The sequence below is a fragment of the Hypericibacter sp. genome, assembly GCF_050729195.1.
Lineage (GTDB): Bacteria > Pseudomonadota > Alphaproteobacteria > Dongiales > Dongiaceae > Hypericibacter.
In genome coordinates, this window is the sequence record NZ_JBOHKS010000283.1 from 1 (window position 1) to 12,246 (window position 12,246).

Annotated in this window: 10 protein-coding genes and 1 pseudogene; 5 read left to right on the forward strand and 6 right to left on the reverse strand. The window is 65.9% G+C overall.

Annotated features, from left to right (window positions below; translation table 11 throughout):
* The 4 genes from ACREE8_RS23325 to hutH form a co-directional block, all read right to left on the reverse strand.
* A partial coding sequence (locus ACREE8_RS23325) for a hypothetical protein (RefSeq protein ID WP_431575417.1) occupies positions 1 to 244 on the reverse strand: 244 nt, incomplete at its 3' end.
* Between the two features lie 214 nt (positions 245 to 458).
* Positions 459 to 3,920, reverse strand: a complete 3,462-nt coding sequence (locus tag ACREE8_RS23330) for an FAD-dependent oxidoreductase (RefSeq protein WP_431575418.1) — start codon at positions 3,918 to 3,920, stop codon at positions 459 to 461.
* Between the two features lie 55 nt (positions 3,921 to 3,975).
* A complete protein-coding gene (speB, locus tag ACREE8_RS23335; protein WP_431575419.1) occupies positions 3,976 to 4,899 on the reverse strand; it encodes an agmatinase in 924 nt (307 codons plus the stop codon).
* 163 nt (positions 4,900 to 5,062) lie between these two features.
* A complete protein-coding gene (hutH, locus tag ACREE8_RS23340; protein WP_431575420.1) occupies positions 5,063 to 6,586 on the reverse strand; it encodes a histidine ammonia-lyase in 1,524 nt (507 codons plus the stop codon).
* A 332-nt stretch (positions 6,587 to 6,918) separates the two neighbouring features.
* Here hutH and ACREE8_RS23345 point away from each other — a divergent pair, with 332 nt between their 5' ends.
* Positions 6,919 to 7,626 (forward strand): corrinoid protein, encoded by a 708-nt coding sequence (locus tag ACREE8_RS23345; protein WP_431575421.1) that lies wholly within the window; start codon positions 6,919 to 6,921, stop codon positions 7,624 to 7,626.
* 307 nt (positions 7,627 to 7,933) lie between these two features.
* On the opposite strand, the gene ACREE8_RS23350 is transcribed toward ACREE8_RS23345, so the two are convergent.
* Together ACREE8_RS23350 and ACREE8_RS23355 are read right to left on the reverse strand one after the other, a co-directional pair.
* A complete protein-coding gene (locus tag ACREE8_RS23350) occupies positions 7,934 to 8,905 on the reverse strand; it encodes a GlxA family transcriptional regulator (RefSeq protein WP_431575422.1) in 972 nt (323 codons plus the stop codon).
* A 114-nt stretch (positions 8,906 to 9,019) separates the two neighbouring features.
* Entirely contained in the window at positions 9,020 to 9,436 is a 417-nt protein-coding gene (locus ACREE8_RS23355) for a cupredoxin domain-containing protein (protein WP_431575423.1), read from the reverse strand.
* Between the two features lie 190 nt (positions 9,437 to 9,626).
* On the opposite strand from ACREE8_RS23355, the gene ACREE8_RS23360 reads away from it, so the two are divergent.
* From ACREE8_RS23360 to ACREE8_RS23375, 4 genes and pseudogenes are all read left to right on the forward strand, one after another.
* A complete protein-coding gene (locus ACREE8_RS23360; protein ID WP_431575424.1) occupies positions 9,627 to 10,406 on the forward strand; it encodes a phytanoyl-CoA dioxygenase family protein in 780 nt (259 codons plus the stop codon).
* Between the two features lie 12 nt (positions 10,407 to 10,418).
* The gene (gene rlmH, locus ACREE8_RS23365; RefSeq protein WP_431575425.1) at positions 10,419 to 10,886 is read left to right on the forward strand and encodes a 23S rRNA (pseudouridine(1915)-N(3))-methyltransferase RlmH; all 468 of its coding nucleotides are present in this window, start codon (positions 10,419 to 10,421) and stop codon (positions 10,884 to 10,886) included.
* Positions 10,887 to 10,946: 60 nt separating this feature from the next.
* Positions 10,947 to 11,576, forward strand: coding sequence for a hypothetical protein (locus ACREE8_RS23370; protein WP_431575426.1), 630 nt, complete (start codon positions 10,947 to 10,949; stop codon positions 11,574 to 11,576).
* 42 nt (positions 11,577 to 11,618) lie between these two features.
* Positions 11,619 to 12,246: pseudogene (locus tag ACREE8_RS23375) on the forward strand (2,3-bisphosphoglycerate-independent phosphoglycerate mutase); the annotation flags it as partial.

Consider the following 12,246-nt stretch of genomic DNA (forward strand, 5'->3'; position numbering starts at 1 on the left):
AGGTCGAGGCGGGAGCGGACGATGGGGTCGCGATCTGCGCTCCCATCGTCGCCAGCATCGGCGCATGACGTGGTGCCGGGGGTGGCGGGTTGTCGTTGGCCTTGCGATGGAGCGCTTCGATATAGGAAAGCAGACCCTGCGGCGTTCTCGGCGCGGGACGCGGGTTCGGCTGGGAAGTCCCATTGCCGAACTGACTGTAGCTCCAGCCCTCCGGCAGGCTCGAAGGATCGCGAGGCTTGGCCATCGATGAAGTGCTCCCTGTCAGTTGTTAAATGGAAATATAATACCACTTTCAGTGAAAAATTATAAGGAACAAAATAGGAACATTAGAAGCGCGCCGAATATCTCAGGTTGCAGACAACCTCGCTTGCAATCGTGGTGCTTGCATGATCGAACGTAGGAAAACCCGCGGCGAAAGGCGGGTCAGGCGAAGGCGGGCAGCTCCCGGCCGCCCCGCCCTACTCCGCTGCGGCGCGCAGCGAGAGGCGCTTGAGGCAGCGATCGATCCAGAGCGCCGTCAGCTTCTCCTGCGTGCCGTTCTGCGTCAGCCGCTCGCGCAGGCCCTTGAAATCGACCTGATCGATCGGCTGATCCTGGTTGAAGCAGGTGAAGACCGCATAGCGATCGCCGGTCGAGGGATCGATATGGGTCTGCAGGCACTGGGCGCAGATCTCCTTCATCATGCATTGCATCGGCGAGTTGATCGACGCGACCGCATGATGGGAGGGTTTGAGGAACGGCTTCAGCACCGCGTGACGCGCGCGGCCCACGGCGGCCATCATCCCGTCCGAGCCGATCGCGATGATGCGATCGACATCGTGGAGGGGAATGCTGGGAGCACCCAGCTTGCCCTCGGCATAGGCCGCCATGGCGGCAACGATATTGCCGACGAAGGCGCGGTCCTGCGGCCGGTCGGGCTCGAAGCCCGGCGCCTCGTCGGAACACCAGACCACGACGTCGGAAGCGGCCTTGATGTCCTCGATCTTGTAGCGGTCGATCAGCTTCTTGTAGCCGGCGAAATAGAGCACGCGCGAGCCGACGGCGCGCAAAGCGCGGCCGATCGAGAACAGCACCGCGTTGCCGAGGCCGCCGCCCACCAGCAGCACGGTCTCGTCGGCCGGCGTCTCGGTCGGATGGCCGGTCGGCCCCATCAGGATCACCGACTCGCCCGGCTTCATCATCATGCAGAGATCGGACGAGCCGCCCATCTCGAGCGCGATCAGCCCGACCAGGCCCTTTTCCTTGTCGACCCAGGCGCCGGTGAGCGCGATGCCTTCCATGGCGAGGAGCGTGCCGTCGACCCGGTAGGCATTGGCCTCGTAATTCTGCAGGCGATAGAACTCGCCCGGCTCGAAATTGCCGGCGGCCTGCGGTGCTGCAACGACAACTTCGATGATGGTCGGCGTCAGGCGGTTGACCGCATGCACCACGGCGCGGAGCTGGCGGTTGATCGCGGCCAGGAACTTCGTCTCGTCGCCGGCCTTCGCCGCCGGGAGCTTCGCCAGGGTCGCATCCACCACCGGCCAGCCCTGCTTGGCCGAGGCCATCGCCTTCACCACATTGCCGGCGAAGGAGGGATGGAGATCGCCGAAGAAGCTGACGGCACGGCCATCGGGACGGAACTGCTGCAGCACGCGCACAGCAGCGGGCTTCGCCAGCCGCTCGGGACGCGTCCGCGCGCCCTCTTCATCGACCGCCTGGAAATAGGCGCCGTCCACGCCGAAATTGTCGCGGTCCTCGCGCGCCAGCACGGTGTTGGGCTTGGTGCCGGCCGCGACCAGCACGGCCCGCGCCGGCAGCTCGATCTCGTCGCTCTCGCCGCGCTTGAAGCGGATGGCGCGGGTATGGCCGTTCGCATCGACCACGATCTCGCTGGGCGACAGATTCTCGCCGAAGCGGATGCCCTCCTCGAGCGCCTTCTCCACTTCCTCGTGATTGAGCGTGTAGCTCGGCGAATCGATCAGGCGGCGGCGATAGGCGAGCGTGACGCCGCCCCAGCCATCGATCAGCTGGGTCAGATGCGGGCTGCGGCCTTCGCGGCTCGCGAGCTCGCGCTCGGCGCGGATGGCGCGGCCATGGGCGAGGAACTCGTCGGCGGTCGCGGCCTCGGTCGGCGTCCAGAGGCGGCGCGCCTCGGCCTCGCCGCGCTCAGCCGCCAGCGTCTCATAGCGCTTGAGGAACTTCTCGACCTGCACCGGATAATAGGCGAGCGCCTCGGTCGCGGTGTCGATCGCCGTCAGGCCGCCGCCGATCACGACGACCGGCAATCGGATCTGCAGATTGGCGATCGATTCTGCGCGGGCAGCACCCGTGAGCTGCAGTGCCATCAGGAAATCCGAGGCCTGGCGCACGCCCGGCGCCAACCCGTTCGGCATGTCGAGGATGGTGGGCTTGCCGGCACCCAGCGCCAGCGCCACATGGTCGAAACCCATCTCGAAGGCCTGGTCGAGCGTGATGGTGCCGCCGAAGCGCACCCCGCCATGCATCGCGAAGCTGGCGCGCCGCTCCAGCAGCAGCCGGATCAGTTTCAGGAAGTTCTTGTTCCAGCGCACGGTGATGCCGTATTCGGCAACACCGCCGAAGCCCGCCATCACGCGGGCATCGAGCGATTCATAGAGCGCCGTCACATCGCGGACCGGCTTGAAAGGAACGCGCGTGCCCTTGGCGTCGACGCCGGAGATCTCCGCCGGCAGCGGCTCGATCTTGAGCCCGTCCACCGCGACGACGAGATGGCCCTGGTTCAACAGGTGATGCGCGAGCGTGAAGCCCGCCGGCCCCAGACCCGCCACCAGCACCTTGCGGCCCGACGCGGGCTTCGCCACCGGGACCCGCAGATTGAGCGGGTTCCAGCGCGTCATCAGGCTGTGGATCTCGAAGCCCCAGGGCAGATCGAGCACGTCTTTCAAGGTGCGGGTCTCGACCTGCGGAATATCGACCGGCTCCTGCTTCTGATAGATGCAGGCCTTCATGCAGTCGTTGCAGATGCGATGCCCGGTACCGGCGATCATCGGATTGTCGGTGACGGCGATCGCGAGCGCCCCCAGCGCCACGCCATCGACCTTGAGCGTGTGCATCTCGGAGATCTTCTCTTCGAGCGGGCAGCCGGCGAGCGTCACGCTGAACGGGCTCTTCTTGAAGGTGCCGTCCTTCTCCTTGAGGCCCTTCGAGCAGCTGTCCTTGCCCTGGTTGTGGCAGAAGATGCAGTAGTTCGCCTGGTCGAGCGCGCCGGTGAGATCGGTGCCGCGGTCGGTCAGCGCGAAGCCCTCGCGATGGCGATGATGGCCGGCGGCACCCAGCTCCAGCGCATGAGCCGGATGATGCGCCGCGACATGCAGCGGCACCAGATTGAGGTGATCCAGTTTGCGCGGCTGCTTGAAGAGCACGCCCTTGCGATGGCGCGCCTTACCGGGCTCGGTCAGCGTGGCCCAGGCGGCGTAGCGCGCGGCCTTCTCGAGCTTATCGGCATTCGCCGCCTCGTCAGCCTGCCAAGCCTGCACCGCATTGGCGAAGGCGAGCTCGTCGAAGGGCGAGACCGCGAGGCCCAGATCCTTCAGCAGCGCGTCGGCATCGAGGGTCGCCAACTCTTCGGGCTTCGCCCCTTTGAGCGCGCGGCGCTGAACGAACAACCGCTTGCAGGTAAAGAGCGGTGCCAGCTTGTTGTGTCGCGCAGCCAAGGCCTGAACCTCGGCTTCGATGCCGAAAAGCTTCGCCAGGAAATCTTCCAGATGGGGAGCCACGGCCAGCAGCAGCTCGGACTCGGCCTTGGCGACGAGCGAGGCCGGCGCCGAACGCGCCGCCTCGAGCTGGGCGCGCAGATCGGAATCGAGGCTTTCGAGGAAAAGCCGGTCGATCCGGGCCAAGCCTTCCGGGCGATAGAGATCCTCGAAGGCGAGGTCATGAGCAAGGCGGAGGTCGGTCATCGTCTGTCGCAAATCCGTATTCGAGGGAGAGCCAGGTCCAGCAACCGCGTCCGGCTCAGGGGCCGATGCCGCGCTTCTGCGCCTGGAGGCTGAGATAGAGCCAGGCCACGGTGGCGCCGGCCAGCGCCGTGATCTCGGCCACGTCATAGGGCGGCGAGACCTCGACGATATCCATGCCGATGAAATCGACCGGCGCCAGACCCATCAGGATGCTGCGCACCGCCAGCGTGGTGAGGCCGCCGATCTCGGGTGTGCCGGTGCCCGGCGCCTGGCTCGGATCGATGCCGTCGATGTCGAAGGTGAGATAGCTCTTGCGGCCCGCGGTCTTGGCGACGATCGCCTGGGCGACCTTGGCCGGGCCCATATTGTGGGCCTCCTCGGCGGTGATGATGGTGACGCCCTTACCCACGGTCCAGTCATAGATGTCACGGCCTAAGGGCGAGCGGATCCCGATCTGGATCATGCGCTTCGGATCGACGATGCCCTCGTTGATCGCGTGATAGAAGCAGGAGCCATGGCCATAGGGCTGGCCGAAGCTGTCGGGCCAGGTGTCCACATGCGCGTCGAAATGGACCAGGCCGAGCGGCCCGCCATGACGCTTCGAGGCGGCGCGCAGCAAAGGCAGTGCGATCGCATGATCGCCGCCGAGCGCGATCAGATGGCCGATCTTGGCCGCCTGTTCCTCGATCAGCGCCATGCTCTTGTCGGTGTCGCCGAGCGCGATGTCGAAATCGCCGATGTCGGCGATGTCGAGCTTCTGCGGATTCTGCCAATTGCCGGTGTTGGCCCCGTCGACCAGCATCCGGCTGATGGCGCGGATCGCCATCGGACCGAAGCGCGCGCCGGCGCGATGCGTCGTGCCGATGTCGAACGGAATGCCCGCCACGACATAGTCGGCGGTCGGGGATTCGTTGGCGACCCCGAGAAAGCTCGGGCGCGTGGAGAAGGTCGGCTTCATGGCATTCGGGACCTGATGCAACCCCGCCGGCCATCCTGGCCGAGGGTGCCTCGATTTCTAGCGGCCCCGTTTTCTAGCGGAAACGGGCACGCCGTCAAAGGGCTATTTGCCCCCAAAATAACTGTGGTTCTAGAATATTTACGCAAGTTATTCGAGACAAAATAAATGAGCCCAGGATTTCAAGCTAAAACAGGCTGAATCCCGAAGCCTCGCGGAAAATGCCCCGCTCAATCAGCCCCTTCACCGCCTCGATGTCGGGCGCCATGGCACGGTCCTGGTCCCAGAAGGCGGCCTTCTTGCGGATCGCGGCCATGACCGGCTCGAGCGTCGGGCTGGTCTTGAGCGGGCGGCGCAGCTCGACGCCCTGGGCCGCCGCCAGCAGCTCGATCGCGACGATCGCCGTCACATTGTCGGCGATGTCATGGAGCCGGCGGGCGCCCCAGGTCGCCATGCTGACATGGTCCTCCTGGTTGGCCGAGGTCGGCAGGCTGTCGACCGAAGCCGGATGCGACAGCCCCTTGTTCTCGCTGGCGAGAGCCGCCGCCGTCACATGCGCGATCATGAAGCCCGAGTTCAAGCCCGGTTCCGGCACCAGGAAAGCCGGCAGCCCGCTCATGCGCGAATCCGTCAGCAGCGCGATGCGCCGTTCCGCGATCGAGCCGATCTCCGAGAGCGCGATCGCCGCCACGTCCGCCGCCATCGCCACCGGCTCGGCATGGAAATTGCCACCCGAGAGGATCTCGCCCTTGTCGGCAAAGACCAGCGGATTATCGGAGACCGCGTTCATCTCGCGCTCGACGACGCCGGCCGCAAAGCGGAGCATGTCGAGGGCCGCCCCCATCACCTGCGGCTGGCAGCGCAGGCTGTAGGGATCCTGCACCCGGTCACAATCGATGTGTGACTGACGAATCTCGCTGCTGTCGAGAATGGCGCGATAGAGTTTCGCCACCTCGATCTGGCCCGGCTGGCCACGCACCGCCTGGATGCGCGGATCGAACGGCACGTCGCTGCCGGCGGCCGCATCGACACAGAGCGAGCCCGACACCAGCGCCGCCTGGAACAGGCGCTCGGTCGCGAGCAGGGCCGCGGCGGCGAGGGCCGTCGAGACTTGCGTCCCGTTCAACAGCGCCAGCCCTTCCTTGGCTTCGAGGGCGACCGGCTTGAGGCCGAGCTTGGCCAGCGCCGCAGCCGCCGGCATCGCCTCGCCTTTGAGCTTGATCGCGCCCTGGCCGATCATGGCCGCGGTCATGTGCGCCAAGGGCGCCAGATCGCCCGAGGCGCCGACCGAGCCCTTGGCCGGGATCATTGGCAGCGCGTCGGCGCCATAAAGCTTCAGCAGCATCTCGATCGCCTCGCGGCGCACGCCGGAATGGCCGCGCGCGAGACCGTTCGCCTTCAGCAGCAGCACCAGCCGGACCACGGGATCCGACAAAGCGGGACCGGTGCCGGCAGCATGGCTCAGCACCAGCCGGCGCTGCAGCTCGGCCAGCTCGGCATCGGCGATGCGCGTGCGCGCCAGGCTGCCGAAGCCGGTATTGACGCCATAGACGGTACGATTCTCGCGGATGACGGCACGCACGGTCTCGACCGAGGCGTCGATCGCCTCGTGCGCCGCCGGATCCAGCGTCACGGCGACACCCCCCGCTTCCAGGTCCCGGAGATCGGCGAGAGCGAGATGGCCGGCGCGGAGCGTAAAGGTCTGGGGCATGAGGAGAGGTCCTGCGGGTGACGGGCTGGCGGAGATTTGAGCCGGTTCGGGCGGGCGGGCGCGCCCCGAGTGATATCACCGCCCTGGCCGCCCGCCCATAGAACTGCGACAGGGTGTGGCGGCAGACCGACATCGAGCCATGCTAGGGTGCTGGCGATGAAGGCGGCCGGCGGCGATCCTGAAGTCTGTCGCCGGCCCGCCATTTGATGTCGCACCGGTAGGGGTGCGCCGACCCTTCTTGACTAGTCTCCTCGCCTGGAAAAGTCCGCGGCTGCCGGTCCTTAAGCGACCTTCGGCCGGTTGCACCAAAAGCACCCTTCGGGAGCATGACCATGGCCGACGACGAACTCGACCTTAACTCGCTCAGCGACGACGAGCTGGTCCAGCAGATGCAGGACGACCTCTATGACGGTCTCAAGGAAGAGATCGAGATCGCGGTCAATATCCTGCTCGGGCGCAAATGGACCCCTTACGACGTGCTGACCAAGGCCCTGGTCGAAGGCATGCGCATCGTCGGCGTCGATTTCCGCGACGGCATCCTGTTCGTGCCGGAAGTGCTCCTGGCCGCCAATGCCATGAAGGCCGGGATGTTCATCCTGCGCCCGCTGCTGGCGGAGACCGGTGCCCCCAAGATCGGCAAGATGATCATCGGCACGGTCAAGGGCGACATTCACGACATCGGCAAGAACCTGGTTGCCATGATGATGGAAGGCGCCGGTTTCGAGGTCATCAATCTCGGCATCAACAATCCGGTCGAGAACTATCTCAACGCGATCGAAGAGCATAAGCCCGACATCATCGGCATGTCGGCGCTGCTCACCACGACCATGCCCTATATGAAAGTCGTGATCGACGCGCTGATCGAGAAGGGCATCCGCAACGACTATGTGGTGCTGGTCGGCGGCGCGCCGCTGAACGAAGCCTTCGCCAACTCGATCGGCGCCGACGCCTATTGCCGCGACGCGGCCGTGGCTGTCGAGACCGCCAAGACCTTCATGGCCAAGCGCCAGGGCTCGGCCTTCGCCGCCAAGCGCGCGTAGCAGACGTCTGGTTCGGATTGAATGAAAACGCGGCCCTGAAAAGGGCCGCGTTTTTGCTTGAGGGATGAGATGAAGAAATCACCCTGTCTCTATATTCTTTCCTCTCCCCCTTTTAGGGGGAGAGGATAAAGGTGAGGGGGTTCTCGATGACAGACGCGAAGCTGTAAAGAGAATCGTCTTTCTGGCCTCAGCCCCCTCACCCAGATCCGGGTAAGGCTCGACTTCGTCTCGCCTAACCCTGCGCGTCCCTCTCCCCCTGACGGGGGCGAGGAAAGAATTAGATGCGGCGCTTCGCGTTTTTCTTCCCCTAAGCCCGCTCGCTCCCGCGCTCCTCGCGCGGCGTCTTGCCGAACTGCTCGCGATAGCATTTCGAGAAATGCGAGGCGGAGACGAAGCCCGCCGCCAGCGCCACGTCGAGCACCGACATGTCCGTCTGCAGCAGCAGCAGCCGCGCATGCTTGAGGCGCAGGTCGAGGTAATAGCGCGTCGGCGTGCGGCCGAGATATTTGCGGAACAGACGCTCGAGCTGGCGGCCGGAGAGCTTCACGCCGCGGGCGAGCTCGGCGCAGGAGACCGGCTCCTCCAGCGTTTCCTCCATGCGCTTGACCACGGCGAGCAGCTTGGGATGGCGCACGCCGAGACGCGCGGGGAGCGCCATGCGCTGGCGGTCGTGACGATCGCGGATGCGCTCATGGATGAATTGCTCGGAGACCGCGGTCGCGAGATCGGGCCCGTGCTGGCGCCCGATCAGCTGCAGCATCAGATCGAGACCGGCGATCCCGCCCGAGCAGGTGAACCGGTCGCGGTCGATCTCGAACAGCTCGGAGGTCACCTCGAGCTCAGGAAAGGCTTCGGTGAAGCCCGAGAGATTCTCCCAGTGGAGCGTGCAGCGATAGCCGTCGAGCAGGCCCGCGCGCGCCAGCACATAAGGCCCGAGCGAAATGGCGCCGATCTCGATCGGCCGGCGCGCCATGCGCCTGAGCCAGGCGAAGACCGCGCGGTCCTCATAGAGATGCGCGTCGATGCCGGCGCAAACCACCAGCGCATCCAGGGCCGGCGCCTGCTCGATCCCGGCCTCGGGCACCACCGGGATGCCGTTCGAGGCCAGCACCGGCGCGCCGTCCTTGCTCAGGATATGCCAGCTATAGAGCGCGCGGCCGGAGAGGCGGTTGGCGCTGCGCAGCGGCTCGAGCGCCGAGGCGAAGCTCAGCATCGCGAATTGCGGCACCAGGAAGAATCCCACCCGCTCCGGCAGGCTCGCGGGCTTGCGATGAAACATGAAGGCGAATTCCCCGGTGGGCGGCCGGAGGTGAGACGCAAGCAAACCCGGACGCCTATGTCGGAAAATTATAAAGGATGTCGGATTTTGGACAAGAGGCCTGCATGGTGGCGCTCAGGGCTGCGGCAGCACGGTGATCTCGCCCACCATGCGCTGCTTCTCATGATGCACGCAGAAATAGCGATAGACGCCGGGCGTCGGAAACCGGAACAGGACGATGTCGCCCGCCTTGACCTCGCCCGAATTGAACGGCGCCAGCCCCTCCGGGCGCCGCGCGTCCTGGGTATAGAGGGCCAGGGCCGGATCGTTCGTGACGGTGTGGCTCACCAGCGTGACATTCCGCCATTCGACCGTCTGGCCGGCATAGATCGTCAGCGTCGAGGGCTTGAAGTTGTGGAAGCTCATATCGACAACGGCGTCGGCCTGCGAGTCCGGCGCTCCATGGGCGGGGCCGAACAGGCCGCAACCGGTCAGGCCGCCCAGCAGGCAGGCCGCGGCCATCCCTGCGTACAGCGCCGCTCGTCTCAACATGGTTTTCGCTCCCCCAGACAGCGGTCCCCGACCGTCGCCTGCCCGCGTGAGACTACCTCCAGCGGCCTCGATACGCCCATAACATCCTTGAGCCTCGATCCCCCGCAACGACGCCCGTCCGCGGCCGGGATGCCGGGACGAGCCGGTTTCCGCTAGACTGCCCTCCCTTCATTGCGAAAGCCCCGATCCGATGCTGAAAGCCTTCGATCCTTCGGCTGCCCTGCCCGACCTGATCGCCGCCCTGCGGCAGGACGGTGCCGTCATCCTGCGCGAGCAGGTGCCGCGCGACCTCGCCGACGAAGTCGCGGCCGAGTTGCGACCCCATTTCGACCGCATCGGCAGGGCGGCGCAGAGCGACTTCAACGGCTACAAGACCCTGCGCATCTCCAGCATCCTGAAGCGCTCGCGCCGCTCGGCCGATCTGATCGGCCATTCGCGAATCCTCGAGATCGCCGACGTCATCCTGCTGCCCCACTGCATCAATTATCGCATCGGCAGCTGCACCGGCATCGAGATCTGGCCGGGCGAAGGGCCGCAGCGGCTGCATCGCGACGACGGCATCTATCCGATCAAGATGCCCGGCATCGAATGGCAGATCAGCGTGAACTGGGCGCTCGACGATTTCAGCCTCGAGAATGGCGGCACGCATGTGATCCCCGGCAGCCACAACTGGAAGGAACCGCGCCCGCCGCTGGAATCGGACACGGTGCAGGCGGTGATGCCGAAAGGCTCGGCCCTGGTCTATCTGGGCTCGGTCTGGCACGGCGGCGGCGCCAACCGCACCGACAAGTCGCGCATGGGGTTGGTCAACACCTACAGCCTCGGCTGGCTGCGGCAGGAGGAGAATCACTATCTCTCGATCCCGCGCGAGGTGGCCGATTCCTATCCCGAGAAGATCCGGCGGCTGATGGGCTATCAGGGCCATGGCCGCATCCTGGGATGGTACCCGCATAATCTCGACGGCTACTGAGCACGCCGTCCGATGCGCGTTCTGATCTCAGCCGTCGGCCGCTGGAAGGCAGGGCCCACGCGCGATCTCTACGAGGATTATCGCCAGCGCCTGACCTGGCCGGTCGAGCTCAAGGAGGTCGAGGAAAAACGCGCTCTGCCCGACGCCCAGCTCAAGATCCGCGAGGCCGAGCTGCTGCTGGCGACCTTGCCCCGCGACCGCGGCGGGCTGGTGCTGGTGGCGCTCGACGAGAATGGCCAGAATCTCGGCAGCGAGCCCTTCGCGCGCCGGATCGGCAAATGGCGCGACGAAGGCCGCGGCATGATCGCCTTCCTGATCGGCGGCGCCGCCGGCCATGGCGGCGCGGTGCTCGAAGCGGCCCAGTTCAAGCTGGCGCTCGGCGCCATGACCTGGCCCCATCTCATGGTGCGCGGCATGCTCATGGAGCAGCTTTACCGGGCCCAGCAGATCCTTGCCGGCCACCCCTATCACCGGCCCTAAAAACTCCGTAATTTGCTGGCTCGATCACGCCTTTAGGGGCCCACCTGTGGGGGACTGTCGATGGCCGTGAACCCGGATCTGGAAACCGCGCCGCGCCGGCGCGGCGCTTCGCGCGCCGCCCGTTGGCTGGGGATCGGACTGGCCCTGCTGCTCGCCGGCTGCCTGGTCGATTCCAAGAACCCGATCGCGCCGCCCGGCCCCGATGGCATCGATCCCGAGATTCTCGGCACCTGGGGTGCCACCGGCGACGATGGCCCGATCTTCGTCCATGTGTTTCAGCCCAGGGACAGCGTGCCGGGCGCGGTGGAAGTGATCGCGGTTGGCTTCGAGAAGGACAAGAGCGGCTCGATCGACCGGTATTGCGGCCATCTCAGCCGGGTGCAGAAGCATCACTTCATCAATCTGGTGGGGCCCGTCGAGGACTGCGGCAAGATCGCGGGCCAGCCCTATTTCTTCGTCGCCTATGACCTCTCGCTCGACGGCGTGTTGACGGTGAACCTGATGCGAGAGGAAGCGGTCAAGAAGGCGATCGAGAGCGGGAAACTGGCGGGCGAAAAGGATACCACCGGCGCCGCGACGGCCCATATAACGGCGGACTCCGATGCGATCCGCGCCTTTCTCCTGGGCGATACGGGCGATCTGTGGGAGCGGACCCTGACCCTGCGCCGGGTCAAGGCGCCCGGTCAGTGACGCCGCCGACCAAGATGTTCGAGAGCGATAGATTCCCAAGCCATGACCGATAGCGCCAAACCCGCCCGTCCACGTCCCGTGCTGCTCTGCATCCTGGATGGCTGGGGGCACCGGCCCGATCCGGCCCAACCGGACAATGCGATCTGGCAGGCGAACACCCCCAACCTCGACCGTCTTGCCAAGATCTCGCCGATCTCCTTTCTCGACGCCTCGGAGAGCGCGGTCGGACTGCCACTGGGGCAGATGGGCAATTCCGAAGTGGGTCATATGAATATCGGCGGCGGCCGCGTCGTGATGCAGGACCTGCCGCGCATCGACCAGGCCGTGGGCGACGGATCGCTGGCGAAGAACAAGATGCTGCTCGATTACGCCGCCAAGCTCAAGGCCAGCGGCGGCACCTGTCATCTGATGGGGCTGCTGTCGCCCGGCGGCGTCCACAGCCACCAGGCCCATATCGCGGCGCTTGCCAATATCGTCGCCGGCCAGGGCGTCAAGGTCGCGATCCACGCCTTCCTCGACGGGCGCGACACGCCGCCCTCGAGTGCCCGCGCCTATCTTGCCGATTTCCAGAAATCGCTGAAGAGCGGGGCGGCGATCGCCACCGCCACGATCAGCGGCCGCTTCTATGCGATGGACCGCGACAAGCGCTGGGACCGCATCGAGAAGGCCT

Excerpts from the sequence above, each read along its gene's own strand:
- ACREE8_RS23330 (WP_431575418.1), bottom strand. The coding sequence starts at position 3,920 with ATGACCGACCTCCGCCTTGCTCATGACCTCGCCTTCGAGGATCTCTAT.
- hutH (WP_431575420.1), bottom strand. The coding sequence starts at position 6,586 with ATGCCCCAGACCTTTACGCTCCGCGCCGGCCATCTCGCTCTCGCCGAT.
- ACREE8_RS23345 (WP_431575421.1), top strand. The coding sequence starts at position 6,919 with ATGGCCGACGACGAACTCGACCTTAACTCGCTCAGCGACGACGAGCTG.
- ACREE8_RS23350 (WP_431575422.1), bottom strand. The coding sequence starts at position 8,905 with ATGTTTCATCGCAAGCCCGCGAGCCTGCCGGAGCGGGTGGGATTCTTC.
- ACREE8_RS23355 (WP_431575423.1), bottom strand. The coding sequence starts at position 9,436 with ATGTTGAGACGAGCGGCGCTGTACGCAGGGATGGCCGCGGCCTGCCTG.
- ACREE8_RS23360 (WP_431575424.1), top strand. The coding sequence starts at position 9,627 with ATGCTGAAAGCCTTCGATCCTTCGGCTGCCCTGCCCGACCTGATCGCC.
- rlmH (WP_431575425.1), top strand. The coding sequence starts at position 10,419 with ATGCGCGTTCTGATCTCAGCCGTCGGCCGCTGGAAGGCAGGGCCCACG.
- ACREE8_RS23370 (WP_431575426.1), top strand. The coding sequence starts at position 10,947 with ATGGCCGTGAACCCGGATCTGGAAACCGCGCCGCGCCGGCGCGGCGCT.